The following is a 15500-nucleotide window of genomic DNA, read 5'->3' on the forward strand; positions in this document are numbered from 1 at the left end:
ATCGAGAAAGATGACGGGGCTGCCAACGCGCCTCGGCGTGAATCTCGAAATATCGAGACAATGCCTGCTCCACGACCCAGTGATCCGCCCATGAACGTCAAATACCCTTCCGACCTCGATTTGCGACGCCTGTTGCGCTTTGAACCCGACAGCGGCACGATTTGGCTGGGCGACCGGCGCATGGTGCTGATGCACACGGCGGCCTTGGCGGCGCTGCGCCAGGACCTGATCACCTCGGTGGGGGCGGACCACGCCCGGCGCCTGCTGACGCGCATGGGCTACGCATGCGGCCTGAGCGATGCCGAATACGCCATCAAGCAACGGCCCAACGAGTCGCTGGAGAGCCGGTTTTTGGTCGGCCCGCAGTTGCACATGCTGGAAGGCGCGGCGCGTGTCACGCCGGTCAAGCTCAACATCGATGTGGCGGCAGGTCAGTTTGATGGCGATTTCCGCTGGGACAACTCCTGGGAGGCCTACGCCCACCGGCGCCATTTTGGTCAGGTGGAGCACCCGGTCTGCTGGGTGCTGCTGGGTTATGCCAGCGGCTACACCAGCGCTTTCATGGGCAAGCTGATCCTGTTCAAGGAAACCCTGTGTGCCGCCTGTGGCGACGACCACTGCCACATCGTCGGGCGCCCGATTGACGAATGGCCCGATGGCGAAGCGCACCGCATGTATTTCACCGACGACTCGCTGATGGAGAAGCTGGCGGCGCTGCAGTCGCAGGTGGAGGCGCTCAAGTCCAGCATCGCACCCGAACCCCAGAGTGGGCAACTGATCGGCCAGTCCAGCGCCTTTCGCAAGGCCTACACGCTGATGGAAAAAGCCGCCAAAACCCAGGTCACGGTGCTGCTGACCGGCGAAACCGGCGTGGGCAAAGAGCGTTTTGCCCGCGCCCTGCATGAGCTGTCGCCGCGCAACGGTGCGCCCTTTGTGGCCGTCAACTGCGCCGCCCTGCCCGCCGAACTGATCGAAGCCGAGCTGTTTGGCGTGGAAAAAGGCGCCTACACCGGTGCCCACGCTGCGCGTGCCGGACGTTTTGAGCGCGCCCACGGCGGCACCCTGCTGCTCGACGAAGTGGGTGAAATGCCCCTGCCTGCGCAAGCCAAACTGCTGCGCGTGCTGCAGGAAGGCGAGGTCGAGCGGGTGGGCGCCGAGGTCACGCGCCGGGTCAATGTGCGGCTGATTGCCGCCACCAACGTGGACCTGGAAAAAGCCGTGCGCGAGGGCCGCTTTCGCCAGGACCTGTGGTACCGGCTCAATGTGTACCCGATCTGCCTGCCGCCGCTGCGCCAGCGTGTGGCCGACATCACCCTGCTGGCGCAGGCCATGCTGACGCGCTTTGGCGCGTTACACGACAAACGCATCAGCGGCTTTGCCGAACGCGCCCTGCAAGCGCTGGAGCAGCACGACTGGCCGGGCAACGTGCGTGAACTGGAAAACCTGGTCGAACGCGGTGTGATTCTTGCAAGCCAGGGCGGGATGATTGAAGTCGAACATCTTTTCCCGCACCTGATGGACGCCAAACAAACCAGCCTGAACGCCCACGGCCAACTGGCCGAGCTGCCCAGCCCCAGCGACGACGACCTGAGTGCGCGCATTCTGGACAGCGGCAGCTCGCTGGACGACATCGAGGCGCGGGTACTCAACCACGCCGTGGCTCGCGCAGGTGGCAACCTGTCGCAGGCAGCGCGCTTGCTGGGCCTGAGCCGCGCCCAGCTGGCCTACCGGCAAAAACGCAGCCTGGAGCGCGACCCCGGCCCCGCCACCGGTGCCACCCCCCTTGATTGACAGGACGCCCCACCATGCCTGACCTGAAACAACCGACTGCCAGCCATGTCGACACCGACATCACCACCCCGCGCACCCTGGCCGAGCGCGCCTACCTGAGCCTGCGCAGCGATGTGATCAACGGCAAGCTCGCCCCCGGCGAAAAACTGCGGGTGGAGCACCTCAAAGACCAGTACCAGGTGGGCGCCAGCACGCTGCGCGAGGCGCTCTCGCTGCTGGTGTCGGACGCGCTGGTCAGCGCCGAAGGCCAGCGCGGTTTTCGGGTGGCGCCGATTTCACTCACGGACCTCGAAGACGTGACCAACACCCGGGTGATGCTGGAAACCGAGGCGCTGCGCCAGTCCATCCGCCACGGCGACGCCGCCTGGGAGGCGCGCCTGAGAGCCAGCTACGATTTGCTGACCCAGACCGAAACCCAGACCGAAACCCAGATCGAGGACATCGAACCCTTGCAATGGGAGGCGCGCAACAAGGCGTTTCACGACGCGCTGATTGCCGCGCACGATTCACCGTGGACCAAGTACATGCTGTCGATTTTGTACCGCCACGGCGAGCGCTACCGCAAGATCAACTGGCGCCTGACCGCCGCGCATGCGGTTGAACGGCGTGTCCACGAAGAACACGACACCATTTTTCAGGCCGCCATCAACCGCCAGGAAGCCCGCGCCGCGCTGGCACTGGAAGCCCACGTGCGCATGACACACGACATTGTCAAACGGCAAAACGCATAACGTCGTGGCCGCGGTGGCCGACTCAGCCGCCCGCCACGTCCACCACCACACGCCCGCGCACCTGCCCCTGCAGCAACGCAGCGGCCACATCGATGGCTTGAGCGAGGCCGATGTCACGCGTCATGGCCTCCAGTTTGGCCACGTCCAGGTCGCGTGCCAGGCGTTGCCAGGCTTGCAGACGCAACGCCAACGGTGCCATGACACTGTCAATGCCATACAGCGTGACGCCGCGCAGGATAAACGGCGCCACCGAGGCCGGGAAATCCATGCCACCGGCCAGCCCGCACGCGGCCACGGCGCCACGGTACTTGGTGGTGGCGCAGGCATTGGCCAGGGTGTGGCTGCCCACCGTGTCAATCACGCCGGCCCAGCGCTCCTTGCCGATGGGTTTGCCCGGCGCCGACAGCGCGCTGCGGTCGATCACCTGGCTGGCGCCCAGCGCCTTGAGGTAGTCTGATTCCGCCAGGCGCCCGGTCGAGGCCACCACGGTATAGCCCAGTTGGGCCAGCAAAGCGATGGCGACACTGCCCACGCCACCGCTGGCACCGGTGACCAGCACCTCGCCATCGGTCGGCGCGATGCCGTGACGCTCCAGCGCCAGCACGCACAACATGGCGGTGTAACCGGCGGTGCCAATCGCCATCGCCTGGCGTTCGGTGAAGGCGGCGGGCAACGGCACCAGCCAGTCGCCCTTGACCCGCGCCACCTGGGCCAGGCCACCACAGTGGGTTTCACCCACGCCCCAGCCGTTGAGGATGACTTGGTCGCCCGCCTTCCAGGCCGGATGGGTGCTGTCGGTGACGGTGCCGGCGAAATCAATGCCCGGAACCATCGGGAACCGGCGCACCACGGGCGACTTGCCGGTGATGGCCAGGGCGTCCTTGTAATTGAGGGTCGACCAGGCCACCTGCACCCGCACGTCGCCCTCTGGCAGCACCGCCTCGTCGATCATCTGAAGTTCGGCCTGGTAGCCAGCGTCGCCTTGGGTGATGAGGATGCCTTTGAACATGCTGTCTCCTTGAGGGTTGAAATGTGTCGATGTGGCATGGGTCATGCCCATCCCGGCGAGGTGGGTCCGGCGAGGTTCAGGTCGGAACAGGCTTGGGGCTGAGGTTCGCCCCATCCGCTACCCGGTGGCTGGCAACGCCCTTTCGCCATTCGTCAATGGCCTCGAATTCCAGCCCACAACCGGTGCAACGGTTGAGGCCAGACCTGTTCATGACACCTTGCTCATCGCGCTTGATGACAGGTTTGTAGCTGGTGGCACCGCAATGGTGACATTTGTTGATGGATTTCATACAGCGAGCATACAGTGCCCGCCGACACGCGTCCTTGCTGGCAAAAATGCCGCACCGCCCTGTCTGGATTGCGTGAATCCCATGGTCATCGCAATGCGACTGCCGCTCTGTTAGCCTTTGACCACTTTTCAAAAAATCACAAGGACATGCCATGCAATACCGACGTCTTGGCCGCAGCGGCCTGCAGGTGAGCGAACTCTCGCTGGGCTCCTGGGTGACCTACCACAACCAGGTGGATGTGAGCGCCGCCCGGGACATGATGGCTGCCGCTTTTGATGCCGGTATCAATTTTTTTGACAACGCCGAGGTGTACGCAGGTGGCCAAAGCGAAACCGTCATGGGCGAGGCGCTCAAAGCGCTGAAGTGGCCCCGGCTCGACTACATCGTCTCGACCAAGTTCTTCTGGGGCCTGCACCAAGACGGCCCGACGGCCAACAAAAAAGACACGTTGAACCGCAAATACCTGAGCCAGGCCATCGACGGCTCCCTGCAACGCCTGGGGCTGGATTTTGTTGACCTGGTGTATTGCCACCGCCCCGACCCGCACACGCCCCTTGAAGAAACCGTCTGGGCGATGAGCGACATGATCACCCGTGGCAAAGCCTTGTACTGGGGCACCAGCGAGTGGTCGGCGCAAGAGATTCAAGCTGCCTGGGACATCGCGGACAAACACCACCTGCACAAGCCGGTGATGGAGCAACCGCAGTACCACCTGTTTCACCGCCAGCGGGTGGAGAAAGAGTACGCCCGGCTTTATGACGACATCGGGTTGGGCCTGACCACCTGGAGCCCGCTGGCCAGCGGTTTACTGACCGGCAAATACCGTAGCGGTATTCCGGCTGGCAGCCGGGGTGCGCTGCAGGGCATGGGGTTTCTGGTCGATGGCCTGACGGATGCCGCCAAGAACGCTGCCGTGGCGCAACTGGACGCGGTGGCGGCTGACCTGGGGTGCAGCTTGAGCCAGCTGGCGATTGCCTGGGCGGCCAAGAATCCGCGTGTCAGCACCGTTATCACCGGCGCGTCAAAATTGTCGCAACTGACCGAGAACCTGGGCGCGCTGGCGGTTTTGCCCAAGCTCACGCCGCAGGTGCTGGCGCGCATCGACGACATCACCGCTGCCCTGGCACATTGACCGGGCCGATTGCCTCTTTTTATCACCCGCTGCACTGTCGCAGCCCACTTGGAGAAACGCACCATGACCACCAAACTCGAAAAAGTTGTCTATCAAGCCCACGCCACATCCACCGGCGGACGAGACGGTACCACCCGAAGCTCCGACGGTCTGCTGGACCTGAAACTGGCCGTCCCCACAGAAATGGGCGGTGCGGGCGGCGGCGTCAACCCCGAGCAGCTGTTTGCCGCCGGCTACAGTGCCTGTTTCATCGGTGCCATGAAGTTTGTCGCAGGCAAACAAAAAATCACGCTGCCAGCCGACACCCGCATCGATGCCACCGTGGGCATTGGCCCGATTCCGGCCGGGTTCGGCATTGAAGTGCAGTTGGTCGTCAGCATTCCGGGCATGGCGCACGATCAGGCGATGGACCTGGTCAACCAGGCGCACATCGTCTGCCCCTACTCCAATGCGACGCGCGGCAACATCGAGGTGACGCTGACCGTGGCGTGAACACACCAGGGCAGGCGATCACCCCCGCGCTGTGTTTGGCATGACCCACCGTCCGCAATCCCTGGGTGAAGAAATCGCCAACAGCGTCAGCCATGGGGTGGCGCTGGTGGGCGCGGTGGTCAGTGTGCCTTTTCTGGTGATGTCGGCTCGCCACCAGAGTGTGGCCAGTTTTGTCGGCACCCTGGTGTTTGGCGCCACCATGGTGCTGTTGTATCTGGCATCAACGCTGTACCACGCCCTGCCCGCCGGGCGCGCCAAGCGTGTTTTTTGCAAACTTGACCACGGCGCCATCTACCTGTTCATTGCGGGCACGTACACGCCGTTTGCCTTGGGCGCCCTGAGTGGCGCCTGGGGCTGGAGCCTGTTTGGCGTGGTGTGGCTGCTGGCTGCCATCGGCATCACGCTGAAGGCGCTGGACCGGCTGTCGCACCCCTGGCTGTCCACCGGCCTGTACCTCGCCATGGGCTGGCTGGTGGTGGTCGCTGCGGTGCCTTTGCTGGAGCGTGTGCCCCTGCCGGGCGTGATGTGGCTGGTGGCAGGCGGTGTCGCCTACACGGTGGGGGTCATTTTCTTTGTCTTTGATGCACGGATGCGCTACGCACACACCGTCTGGCATGGTTTTGTGGCGATGGGCACGGTCTGCCACTTTGTGGCCGTGCAGCACTACGCGGCCTGATCATCGCTGCCGCGCGTTGCCGCCTGAACGCCCCGTCACATGGATGGGGGCCTGCACCCGCTCAGCAGGTGGTCCACTTCTCTTGGGTGCGGGCGGATTCAAGCACCCTGTCAATGAAACGCACCCCACGGGCGCCGTCTTCGACCAGCGGGTAGTCCGCCGTGGGGGCCTGGTTACCGTCCAGCCTGGCCCGGATGTCAGCGGCCACCCCCAGATAGATGTTGGCAAACGCCTCAATAAACCCCTCGGGGTGCCCGGAAGGCACACAGATTTGCGAAGCCACCAGCACAGCGCGCACCCCTCCGCGCAGGCGCAGCAAGAGGTTGACGTCATCGTCAAGCGTGCGCCCGGCGCCGACGACGCCACTTGTGTTAAACCTGCGCCCATAACCACCCCCATCAAAATTGACTTTGTCTCGGACGTCTCCTGCCCCTGGTGTGTGATTGGCCTGAAATCGCTGGACATCGCGCTGCAGCGGCTACACGGTGACGTGCAGGCCACGATCCACTTTCAACCCTTTGAGCTCAACCCGGACATGCCGCCCGAGGGCGAGGAGATCAACGAACACCTGAGCCAGAAATACGGCGCCACACCCGAGCAGCTGCAACAAACCCGGGAGGCCATCCGCGCGCGCGGTGCGGCTTTGGGTTTTGAGTTTGGCATCGGCAAACGTGACCGGATCTACAACACCTTTGATGCGCACCGCCTGCTGCACTGGGCGGGATTGGAAGGACCGCCGGGTTCACAACAGGCGCTCAAGCTGGCGCTGTTTTCAGCCTATTTCACGGACGGACTGAGCCCGGCCTCGCATGCGGTGCTGTTGCAGAAGGCGGCACAAGTCGGGCTGGACCCGGTGCGCGCCCAAGCGGTCCTGGCGGGCGATGCCTATGCTGCGGAAGTGCGCGAGACGGAGCGGTTCTACACCAGCCACGGCATCCACTCGGTGCCCGCAGTCATCCTCAATGACAAACATCTGATCTCCGGCGGCCAGCCACCGGAGGTGTTTGAGCAGGCCTTGCGCCAGCTGGCAGCGCAGCAGGACCCCTGAACCAGGCTCGCCAAGGCGCGTTTCCGGGTACCGGTCGCGGATCTGTTCAGCCTGGGTTCATGCCATCACGCGCAAACTGCCGCAGTACCATTGCCGCCAGCCCTGACCCAACCCTGACCCCGCCATGAAATTCCTGACCGCCCTGACCACCGCGCTGCTGATGACGCTGACCCTGCCCGCCTGGGCCGATGTCAGCCGCGATGACGCCGCAGCCACCGCGCAGAGAAGCAGCGGCGGTCGTGTGCTGGCGGTGGACCGGGCTGAACAGGGCGGGCGCGCGGTCTGGCGGGTGAAAGTGCTCACGCCACGGGGCGAGGTCAGGGTGATCCTGGTCGATGTGGCCAGCGGTCGCACGATGTAACGCACCCGCCACGGCCCCGCACATGCGCCTGTTGTTGATTGAAGACGACGCCGTGTTGCGCCTCGGTGTCAAACGCCAGCTGGAGGCCGATGGTTACCGGGTCGACACCGCAGCCGACGGTGAAGACGGCCTGTTTCAAGCGCGCGAGTACCCTGTTGACCTGGTCATCGTCGACTTGGGGCTGCCCAAGATCAACGGGCTCACGGTGGTGCAGACCCTGCGCGCCGAGGGCCGGACGTTGCCGATCCTGATCCTGACTGCACGCGGCAGCTGGCAGGACAAGGTCAAGGGGCTGGAGACCGGGGCTGACGACTACCTGGTCAAGCCATTCGACTACCCCGAGCTGGCCGCCCGCGTCAAGGCGCTGCTGCGGCGCGCCCTGAAAGCCAGCTCCCATGTACTCACCTTCGGTTCGCTAGAGATCGACTTCTCGGCCCAAGCCGCCAAACTCAACGGCCAACCGCTGGACCTGACCACCTTTGAATACCGGGTGCTGGCCTACCTGGTGCGCGAGCGCGCCCGGGTGGTGAGCAAACAGGAGCTGTCGGACTACCTGTACCCGCACGATGAAGACCGCGACAGCAATGTGCTGGAGGTGCTGATCGGGCGACTGCGGCGCAAACTCGACCCCGAGGGCAGCTTGGCGCCGATTGAAACGCTGCGCGGTCGCGGTTACCGCTTTGTGCTGCTGTGAAGGTGCCACTGTCCATCCGCACCCGCCTGACCTGGGGCGCTTTTTTGGTGTTGTTGGCTTTTCTGGCCCTGGCGGGCTGGGCGGTGCAACAGGCTTTTGCTGACAGCATCCGGGCGCAACGATTTGCCCGGCTGCAAACCACCGTCTACGTGTTGATGGCGGCAGCGGAGCTGGATGGCGCGGGCCGTCTGGTCATGCCGCCTTCGTTGGCAGAGCCCCGTTTGTCCTTGCCGGGCTCGGGGCTGTATGCCAGCATCCACAACCTGGGCAGCGGCGAGACCTGGCAGTCGTCGTCCACGGCGGGGGTCCAGGCACCGTTTCAGCGCAGCCAGGCCACGGGCCAATGGCGCTTTGACACGGTGGCAGCGGCTCAGGCGCCTGGCGGTGACGCCGCCGCGTCGGGCCGGGCCTTTCTGGCCGCCACCTACGCGGTCACCTGGGCGGTAAATGACCAGGTGACGCACCTGGCTTTTGCAGTGCTGGAGGACACGGCCGAATTGGCTCAGGAGATGGCAACCTTCCAGCGCACCCTGTGGAGCTGGCTGGGCGCCACAGGTCTGCTGCTGCTGCTCACCCAGACTGTGCTGTTGCGCTGGGGCCTGGCACCGTTGCGGCACATGGCGCGCGAAATCCAGCACATCGAGACCGGCGCACAAACCCGGGTCGAAGGCCGCTACCCCAGCGAATTGGCCGGACTCAGCCACAACCTCAACCTGCTGATTGACCAGCAACAGGCGCGCCAAACCCGCTACCAGGACGCGCTGGCCGACCTGGCCCACAGCCTGAAAACGCCGCTGGCGGCGATGCGGGCCGCCCTGGCTGAACCTGCTGAGTTATCCGCCTCCGTGGCGCAGCAGGTCAGCCGCATGGACGACATCGTGCGGCATCAGCTGGGCCGGGCCGGTGCCCGCGGCGCCAACCGCTTTGCGCCCAACCTGGTGCTGGCACCCGTATTGCAAAGGGTTTGCGACACCCTGGCCAAGGTCTATCAGGACAAGAACTTGGCGTTTTCGGTGGTCTGCCCGCCGGATTTGGCCTGGCGTCTTGACGAGGGTGACGCGTTTGAGATGCTGGGCAATGTGCTCGACAACGCTGCCAAATGGGCCAGGCACGAGGTGGGCGTGCGCCTGTGGCTTGACGCGCACGGCCTGACCATCCGCGTCACGGACGACGGCCCTGGTTTTGCCGACCCGCAAGCCAAACTGGCGCGCGGCGTGCGCCTGGACGAATCGGTGCCCGGGCACGGCATCGGGCTGTCAGTGGTGCATGACCTGGTGGCCAGCTACCACGGTGAGTTGAGCTTGGCCAAGACGCCTGCGGGCGGGGCGCAAGTCGACATCGTGTTGCCGCGCGCTTAAGCCCGGCCGCCGACCAACTTTCATGCATCGGTTCAGCTTGCGTTCAGTCCGGCACGCGCAAGATGGGGGCCACACTTACCCTCAAGGAGTTTTCATGAAACCTCGCATCACCCTCCCATCGCTTGCAACCGTCGCCATTGCCCTGGGCGCGCTCGCAGCAGCCTCATCGGCACAGGCCCGCAGCGATGTGACTTTCTCTGTCGGCGTGCAGGTGCCCGGCGTGTATGTGCAGAGCGCACCGGTGTATGTGACACCCAGGGCCTACTTCGCCCCCGCCCCGCACTACAACCGGCACTTTGACCAGGGCCGACACTACAGCGGGCAGAATTGGCAGAGCCGCGGCCCGTATGGCGACCGGGACCGGGATGGCATTCCCAACATGTACGACGCGGGCCACCAGCGCGGCCAGTGGCAGCAGGCACGGCTCTATGGCCCCTATGGTGATCGGGACCGCGATGGCGTTGTGAACCGCTACGACCGTGACCGTGATGGCGACGGCATCCGCAACCGCTTTGATCGCCTGCCGGACAGCCCCCACCGCCGCTGACCACCGCGACGGGGCCCACCTGATGCGCTGACGGCCAACAAGGCCCTGTGGCGAAGGCTTGGCGCACGCGACAATCGCGGCGTATCAAACCGCCTGCACAGAGCACAGAAAACATGGCAAAAAATGACACCACAGCCGCAACGCGGCTCACACCGGCACTGGCGCGCGCCGGTTTCACCAGCAGCTTTGGCGTGCTGGCAGCCACCCTCGGCTCCGCCGTGGGCTTGGGCAACATCTGGAAATTCCCGTACCTGACCGGTGCCAATGGCGGGGCGGGCTTCTTGCTGGTGTATGTGCTGGCCACGGTGCTGGTGGCGCTGCCGGTGATGATGGCCGAGATTTCGCTGGGGCGCGCAGGCAAGGCCAACCCTATCACCACCTTGCAAACCCTGGCGCCCAAAGGCCAGCCGTGGTGGCTGATGGGGGTGGCGGGCATGCTGGCCGCTTTTCTGATCCTGTCGTTCTATTCCGAAGTGGTCGCCTGGGTGTTTGCCTACGTGGTCAAGGCCGCCAGCGGCGCCATCCTGAGCAGCGACCCGCAGGTGACCGAGGCCGCGTTTGGCGCGCTGATCAGCGACCCGCTGCAGTCGCTGCTGTGGCAGTGGGGTGTACTGGCGTTTATTGGCGGCATTTTGCTGCTGGGGGTGACCAAAGGCATCGAGGCCATCACCAAGAAGCTCATGCCGATCTTGTTGCTGCTGCTGGTGCTGCTGTGCGCGGTCAGCCTGTCCCTGGACAAGGCGGTGCAAGGTCTGGCGTTTCTGTTTCAGCCTGACTTCAGCAAGATCACCGCCTCGGTGGTGCTGACCGCGATGGGGTTGGCATTTTTCAAGCTGTCGATCGGCATGGGCACCATGATGACCTACGGCAGCTATTTCCGGGACGACCAGAACATCCCGCTCACCACGGTGCGGGTCATGGCGGCGGATGTGTGCATCTCGATGCTGGCGGGCATCGCCATTTTTCCGGCGGTGTTCACCTTCGGGTTTGCGCCCACGGCCGGGCCCGCGCTGGTTTTCATCACCATTCCGGCGGTGTTTTCGCAGATTCCGATGGGGCAAGCGCTGATGGTGGTCTTTTTTGTGCTGGCGTCCATCGCCGCCACCGGGGCCATGTTGTCGCTGATGGAGGTGCCGGTGGCCATTCTGCATGAGCGCATGGGCTGGTCGCGCCCGAAGGCCACGCTGCTGACCATGGGGCTGCTGGTGCTGTTGGGGTCGACCAGCGCCCTGAGCAACAGCACACTGGCCGACTTCAAACTGGCCGGGATGACGCCGTTTGACCTGTTTGACTTTGTGTCGTCCAACATCCTCCTGCCCGTCGGCGGCATTTTCATCGCGCTGTTTGTCGGCTGGGTGTGGGGCTTCGAGAAGTTCAGCCGGTCCTTGACCAACCACGGTCAATTACACAACCACCGGGTGGCCCGGGCGGTGTTTTTCCTGCTGCGTTATGTGTCGCCCGCGCTGATCCTGATGGTGATGCTCAAGGGCCTGAAGGTTTTTTAGCCGGATCAAAGCCCGTGATCTCCAGCAGCAACCTGACCAGGTGCTGCAGGTCAAACGGTTTGCCAACGTGGTCGTTCATGCCCGCAGCCAGGCACGCGTCGCGGTCGCTGGCCATGGCATTGGCCGTCATGGCAATCACCGGCAATTGGCTCAGACCCACATCCTGGCGGATGGCGCGGGTGGCGGCAAAACCGTCCATCACCGGCATCTGGATGTCCATCAGCACCGCGTCAAACGGCAGGTTGTTTTGGGCCTCGGCCACCGCTTGCACGCCACAGGCGCCGTTGTCGGCCAGCGTCACCAACGCCCCCTGGCCTTGCAGCAGTTCGCGTGCCACTTGCTGGTTGATCAGGTTGTCTTCCACCACCAAGAGCCGCATGCCCTGCAAGCGACCGGTTGTTTGCGCCGTGGGTCGGCTGTGCGCGCGCAAATTGCCGCAACCCAGCCGGGCCTGGGTGACGGCCTGGACCAACACCGACGGCGTGAAGGGCTTGATCAGGTAGGCCTGCAGGCTGGCCTGTTCCGCCTCAGTGCGCAGCGCCAGGGCGTTGCGGTCGTGCCGGGTGACCATCACCAGCGTGGGCAGCGGGCCGCCTGCCATGATCTGGCGCAGGCGCGCAAGGGTCTCCCAGCCGTCCATGCCAGGCATTTCCCAGTCGATGAAGACGGCCTGAAACGGTGCCTGCCCGCGTGCTGCCCGCGTGGCCACGCGATCCAGCGCCTGTGGCCCGGACGCAGCGGTGGCCACCTGCCAGCCCTGTGACTGGGCGATGGTGGCCAGCACATCGCGCGCCACCGGGTTGTCGTCCACCACCAGCACATCCAGCACCTCGGGCTGGCGTGGCGTCTGGCCGGGGCCCGCTGGCTCGGTGACCGGGGCGTTGGCCAGGGTCAGGGAGAAATAAAAGGTGCTGCCCTGGCCGGGTACGCTGTCAAGCTGCAGCTCGCCACCCATCAGCGTCACCAGACGCTTGCTGATGGACAGGCCCAGCCCGGTGCCGCCGTAGCGGCGGGTGGTCGAGGCCTCGGCCTGGGAAAAGTCTTCAAAGATGCAGGCTTGCTGCTCGGCCGTCAAGCCGATGCCCGTGTCTTTGACCGCAAAGCGCAGCGTGGTCTGCTGGGCCGTGCGCGCCATGACCCGGATCTGCAACACCACCCCGCCCTGCTCGGTGAACTTGATGGCGTTGCCGCTGATGTTGAGCAGCACCTGCTGCAGCCGCAGCGCATCACCCACCAGGTAGGCCGGCAGGGTGGGGTCGATGTCGTAGAGCACGTCCAGCGGCTTTTTGCCCAGCGTGGACGACAGGATGACCGACAGGTCCTGCAGCAGCAGGTCCAGCTTGAAGGGCTGCAGCTCCAGCGTCATCTTGCCTGCGTCGATTTTGGAGAAGTCCAGGATGCCGTTGATCAGCCCCATCAGCGACTGCGCCGCCCCCTGGGCCTTGCTGGTGTAATCGTTTTGCCGGGCGTTCAGGTCGGTCCCCTGCAGCAGTTTGAGCATGCCCAGAATGGCGTTCATGGGGGTGCGGATTTCGTGGCTCATGTTGGCCAGAAATTGCGCCTTGCCGCGCATCGCCAGCTCGGCCTTGTCGCGCGCTTCCTTCAGCGAAGTCTCGTACTGGATGCGCTCGGTCACGTCACGGAAACAAAACACCCGGCCGATGGTGCGGTCGCAGTTGCGCGCCGGATGTGAAAAACATTCAATCACCCGGCTGTCATGCAGCGTCAAGGTCTCGAAGGTGTCACCCACCGGCTCGGCCTGCAGACCAATCACCTGGCTGAGCATGGTGGGCGGGTGGGCTTGGCCCGTGTCACCCCGCAACAAGCTGTTGAGGAATGCCACGATGCCCTGGTCATCACGCGCCTCCAGCAGCGCCTGCGGCAGTGGCCACAACTCGGCAAACCGCCGGTTCATGTTCAGGATGTCGCCGTCGTTGTTGGTCAGCACCAGCGCGTCTTCGGTGGCCTCCAGCGTGGCCGCCAGGTGCAGCCCGAGGTCGGTGTTTTCCGGCTCGAAGCGTGGCGTGCCGCGCATCGGCCGGGCCCGCACCGCATAAAACTCAGCCTGCGGGCCCGATGGGCGGACGTGTTTGCGTATCTCGATGATCGCCCCATCCAGGCGGCGGTAGCTGCCCGTGGCGTCCAGGGGACCCGCGCTGGCGCGCAGCTCATCCCAGAAAAACAGGTCGGAGATGGCGCACTCGATGTCGCTCATGGCGCAGCCCACCAGGGTGCCGGCGGGATAGTGCAGTTGATCGTGCGCGGCCTGGTTGGCGCTGAGGATGCGCATCGAGCGCGCATCCAGCAGCATCAACATTTCACTCGACACATCCAGCAGCAAGTTCTCCATGGGCATCAGCGTGCTCCGGTGGGTTCTTCGGGGCCGCCTGCGTCAAAGAAGTAGGTCGTGCGTTTTCGCGGGTTCAGATAGGCACTCACGCTGGGTGACAACTGGCCGGGCCGGATCGATTTGATGATGCTCAGGTGCGGCTCATACGCCAGGTTGAGCGTGATGGCCTCGTCTTTCGGGATGCTGGCGTCATACACCAGCACCCAGGGACGCAGCGGTTTGCCCGGGTTGACCGAGGTCACCACCGCCAGCGACTGGTCCGACAGCAGCAGGATCGAGCCCGGCGGGTGCACCCCCAGACTGCGGATGAGCAATGGCAGGGCCTGGGCGTCAAATTTGCTGCGGCATTGCGCAAACATGTACGACAGCGCTTCGTGCGGCGTCATGGCGCGGTGGATATCGGGCGGGTTGCACAGGTTGTCGTAAAAATTGACCAGCGCCACCACTTTGGCGGCCAGACTCATCTCGGGGCCCTTCAGGCCCAGCGGGTAGCCGGTGCCGTCATCGCATTCATGGTGCTGCGCCACCACCGCCAGCGCCTGCGCCGACAGCCCGACGCGGCGGCCCAGCGCGACACCCAGATCAATGTGGGTGGCGCGCAAATTGCGCTCGGCCGTGGTGGATTCGCTGGCGGGTTTTCTGGCAATGCGATCGGGAATGTCGTTCAGGCCCAGGTCGTGCAGCATCGCACCGATGCCCATCTCGCGCGCCACCTCGGGGCTCAGGTTCAGGCCTTTGGCCAGCATCATGGCCAGGATGGTGACGTTCAGGCTGTGGAAATACACATCTTCGCCACCACACTTGTCGCTCATCACGTGCAAGGTGGCATCGGGGCTGTCCAGAAAGGCGGTCACCATGTCTTGCACCAGCGCGCCGAGTTCGTCCAGCGTTTCCTGGGGACGGGCGTAAATGTTGCGGCTCAGGCTCTTCATGACGGTGGCGGCCTTGGCAAAAGCTTTTTCCACCTGCGCAATGGCGACACGGCGCTGTTGGACCCTCACCATGCGCTGGCGCTTGTCCATGGCCTCCGCATCCCTCGGATCGGCCAGCTGGGCTGGCGCGGCGCCCGGCGCCAGACCGGGGTCCAACGCTCTGCCTGCCAGGTCGTCGTTCAGGGGCGTGAGCCCGGGCAGCGGGTCGCTGCGGGCGGGGTCGAAGCGGTAGCGCGCCAGCTTCAGGGCGCGCAGTTCGCGCAGCTGATCATCCGTGCGGATCTTGAAACTGTTGAGCGCAAAGTCGTGTTGAAACCAGGGCAAATCCAGCAGGACAAAAACGCCGACACGCAGTTGATCTGCGGTTAGAAAGACGTGTGGAGAGTCGTCGGAAGCCATGCAAAAGAGTTGAGCCCGTCGCCGAAGTGGTCGTTTCCTGAACTGGGAAGAGCTGGCATTTTAGGAGGCGTGGCATCCTGCAAGGCAGGGGCGGACAAAAATGCACGCGAGGCCTCCAGGCAAGGCCCTCATGTCAGCCATCTCCCGCAGACCTGGCTGCGCCAGCGTGGGTGTGATGTTGCGCGG

Annotated in this window: 15 protein-coding genes and 1 pseudogene; 11 read left to right on the top strand and 5 right to left on the bottom strand. The window is 64.5% G+C overall.

The annotated features are described in order from the left end of the window. Window positions 1-90: 90 nt before the first annotated feature. Together LHU53_RS14345 and LHU53_RS14350 are read left to right on the top strand one after the other, a co-directional pair. Window positions 91-1791: a sigma-54-dependent Fis family transcriptional regulator gene (locus tag LHU53_RS14345; protein ID WP_227333345.1), complete on the top strand. Its 1701-nt coding sequence runs from the start codon at window positions 91-93 to the stop codon at window positions 1789-1791. A 14-nt stretch (window positions 1792-1805) separates the two neighbouring features. Further along, complete coding sequence (locus LHU53_RS14350; protein ID WP_227333346.1) at window positions 1806-2522, top strand: GntR family transcriptional regulator; 717 nt, start codon at window positions 1806-1808, stop codon at window positions 2520-2522. Window positions 2523-2544: 22 nt separating this feature from the next. Here LHU53_RS14350 and LHU53_RS14355 read toward each other — a convergent pair whose 3' ends face one another. Both LHU53_RS14355 and LHU53_RS14360 read right to left on the bottom strand, forming a co-directional pair. After that, a complete protein-coding gene (locus LHU53_RS14355; RefSeq protein WP_227333347.1) occupies window positions 2545-3531 on the bottom strand; it encodes an MDR family oxidoreductase in 987 nt (328 codons plus the stop codon). Window positions 3532-3607: 76 nt separating this feature from the next. Then, the gene (locus LHU53_RS14360) at window positions 3608-3820 is read right to left on the bottom strand and encodes a hypothetical protein (RefSeq protein ID WP_227333348.1); all 213 of its coding nucleotides are present in this window, start codon (window positions 3818-3820) and stop codon (window positions 3608-3610) included. Window positions 3821-3971: 151 nt separating this feature from the next. On the opposite strand from LHU53_RS14360, the gene LHU53_RS14365 reads away from it, so the two are divergent. The 3 genes from LHU53_RS14365 (at window position 3972) to LHU53_RS14375 (ending at window position 6120) form a co-directional block, all read left to right on the top strand. After that, window positions 3972-4952, top strand: coding sequence for an aldo/keto reductase (locus LHU53_RS14365; protein ID WP_227333349.1), 981 nt, complete (start codon window positions 3972-3974; stop codon window positions 4950-4952). 63 nt (window positions 4953-5015) lie between these two features. Further along, window positions 5016-5444, top strand: coding sequence for an organic hydroperoxide resistance protein (locus LHU53_RS14370; RefSeq protein ID WP_227333350.1), 429 nt, complete (start codon window positions 5016-5018; stop codon window positions 5442-5444). Window positions 5445-5484: 40 nt separating this feature from the next. Further along, entirely contained in the window at window positions 5485-6120 is a 636-nt protein-coding gene (locus LHU53_RS14375; protein ID WP_227333351.1) for a hemolysin III family protein, read from the top strand. A gap of 61 nt (window positions 6121-6181) precedes the next feature. On the opposite strand, the pseudogene LHU53_RS14380 reads toward LHU53_RS14375, so the two are convergent. Then, window positions 6182-6469 (bottom strand): annotated as a pseudogene (locus LHU53_RS14380) (gfo/Idh/MocA family oxidoreductase); the annotation flags it as partial. A 36-nt stretch (window positions 6470-6505) separates the two neighbouring features. On the opposite strand from LHU53_RS14380, the gene LHU53_RS14385 reads away from it, so the two are divergent. The 6 genes from LHU53_RS14385 (at window position 6506) to LHU53_RS14410 (ending at window position 11633) form a co-directional block, all read left to right on the top strand. Further along, window positions 6506-7168: a DsbA family oxidoreductase gene (locus tag LHU53_RS14385; protein ID WP_227333376.1), complete on the top strand. Its 663-nt coding sequence runs from the start codon at window positions 6506-6508 to the stop codon at window positions 7166-7168. 124 nt (window positions 7169-7292) lie between these two features. Next, window positions 7293-7529 (top strand): PepSY domain-containing protein, encoded by a 237-nt coding sequence (locus LHU53_RS14390; RefSeq protein ID WP_227333352.1) that lies wholly within the window; start codon window positions 7293-7295, stop codon window positions 7527-7529. 22 nt (window positions 7530-7551) lie between these two features. Continuing rightward, window positions 7552-8223: a response regulator transcription factor gene (locus LHU53_RS14395; RefSeq protein WP_227333353.1), complete on the top strand. Its 672-nt coding sequence runs from the start codon at window positions 7552-7554 to the stop codon at window positions 8221-8223. Continuing rightward, window positions 8220-9581, top strand: coding sequence for an ATP-binding protein (locus tag LHU53_RS14400; RefSeq protein ID WP_227333354.1), 1362 nt, complete (start codon window positions 8220-8222; stop codon window positions 9579-9581). The genes LHU53_RS14395 and LHU53_RS14400 overlap by 4 nt, the downstream gene beginning before the upstream one ends. Window positions 9582-9675: 94 nt before the next feature. Further along, complete coding sequence (locus LHU53_RS14405; protein ID WP_227333355.1) at window positions 9676-10128, top strand: hypothetical protein; 453 nt, start codon at window positions 9676-9678, stop codon at window positions 10126-10128. A 113-nt stretch (window positions 10129-10241) separates the two neighbouring features. Continuing rightward, window positions 10242-11633 (top strand): sodium-dependent transporter, encoded by a 1392-nt coding sequence (locus tag LHU53_RS14410; protein ID WP_227333356.1) that lies wholly within the window; start codon window positions 10242-10244, stop codon window positions 11631-11633. On the opposite strand, the gene LHU53_RS14415 is transcribed toward LHU53_RS14410, so the two are convergent. Further along, window positions 11611-13989, bottom strand: a complete 2379-nt coding sequence (locus LHU53_RS14415) for a PAS domain-containing hybrid sensor histidine kinase/response regulator (RefSeq protein ID WP_227333357.1) — start codon at window positions 13987-13989, stop codon at window positions 11611-11613. The two genes, LHU53_RS14410 and LHU53_RS14415, sit on opposite strands and share 23 nt — an antisense overlap. Further along, complete coding sequence (locus LHU53_RS14420) at window positions 13989-15314, bottom strand: HD-GYP domain-containing protein (RefSeq protein ID WP_227333358.1); 1326 nt, start codon at window positions 15312-15314, stop codon at window positions 13989-13991. The genes LHU53_RS14415 and LHU53_RS14420 overlap by 1 nt, the downstream gene beginning before the upstream one ends. Window positions 15315-15500 lie beyond the last annotated feature (186 nt).

Origin of the sequence: Rhodoferax sp. U2-2l, assembly GCF_020594515.1 — a bacterium.
Classification (GTDB): domain Bacteria; phylum Pseudomonadota; class Gammaproteobacteria; order Burkholderiales; family Burkholderiaceae_C; genus Rhodoferax.

Excerpts from the sequence above, each read along its gene's own strand:
- LHU53_RS14345 (WP_227333345.1), top strand. The coding sequence starts at position 91 with ATGAACGTCAAATACCCTTCCGACCTCGATTTGCGACGCCTGTTGCGC.
- LHU53_RS14350 (WP_227333346.1), top strand. The coding sequence starts at position 1,806 with ATGCCTGACCTGAAACAACCGACTGCCAGCCATGTCGACACCGACATC.
- LHU53_RS14355 (WP_227333347.1), bottom strand. The coding sequence starts at position 3,531 with ATGTTCAAAGGCATCCTCATCACCCAAGGCGACGCTGGCTACCAGGCC.
- LHU53_RS14360 (WP_227333348.1), bottom strand. The coding sequence starts at position 3,820 with ATGAAATCCATCAACAAATGTCACCATTGCGGTGCCACCAGCTACAAA.
- LHU53_RS14365 (WP_227333349.1), top strand. The coding sequence starts at position 3,972 with ATGCAATACCGACGTCTTGGCCGCAGCGGCCTGCAGGTGAGCGAACTC.
- LHU53_RS14370 (WP_227333350.1), top strand. The coding sequence starts at position 5,016 with ATGACCACCAAACTCGAAAAAGTTGTCTATCAAGCCCACGCCACATCC.
- LHU53_RS14375 (WP_227333351.1), top strand. The coding sequence starts at position 5,485 with ATGACCCACCGTCCGCAATCCCTGGGTGAAGAAATCGCCAACAGCGTC.
- LHU53_RS14390 (WP_227333352.1), top strand. The coding sequence starts at position 7,293 with ATGAAATTCCTGACCGCCCTGACCACCGCGCTGCTGATGACGCTGACC.
- LHU53_RS14395 (WP_227333353.1), top strand. The coding sequence starts at position 7,552 with ATGCGCCTGTTGTTGATTGAAGACGACGCCGTGTTGCGCCTCGGTGTC.
- LHU53_RS14405 (WP_227333355.1), top strand. The coding sequence starts at position 9,676 with ATGAAACCTCGCATCACCCTCCCATCGCTTGCAACCGTCGCCATTGCC.
- LHU53_RS14410 (WP_227333356.1), top strand. The coding sequence starts at position 10,242 with ATGGCAAAAAATGACACCACAGCCGCAACGCGGCTCACACCGGCACTG.
- LHU53_RS14415 (WP_227333357.1), bottom strand. The coding sequence starts at position 13,989 with ATGCCCATGGAGAACTTGCTGCTGGATGTGTCGAGTGAAATGTTGATG.
- LHU53_RS14420 (WP_227333358.1), bottom strand. The coding sequence starts at position 15,314 with ATGGCTTCCGACGACTCTCCACACGTCTTTCTAACCGCAGATCAACTG.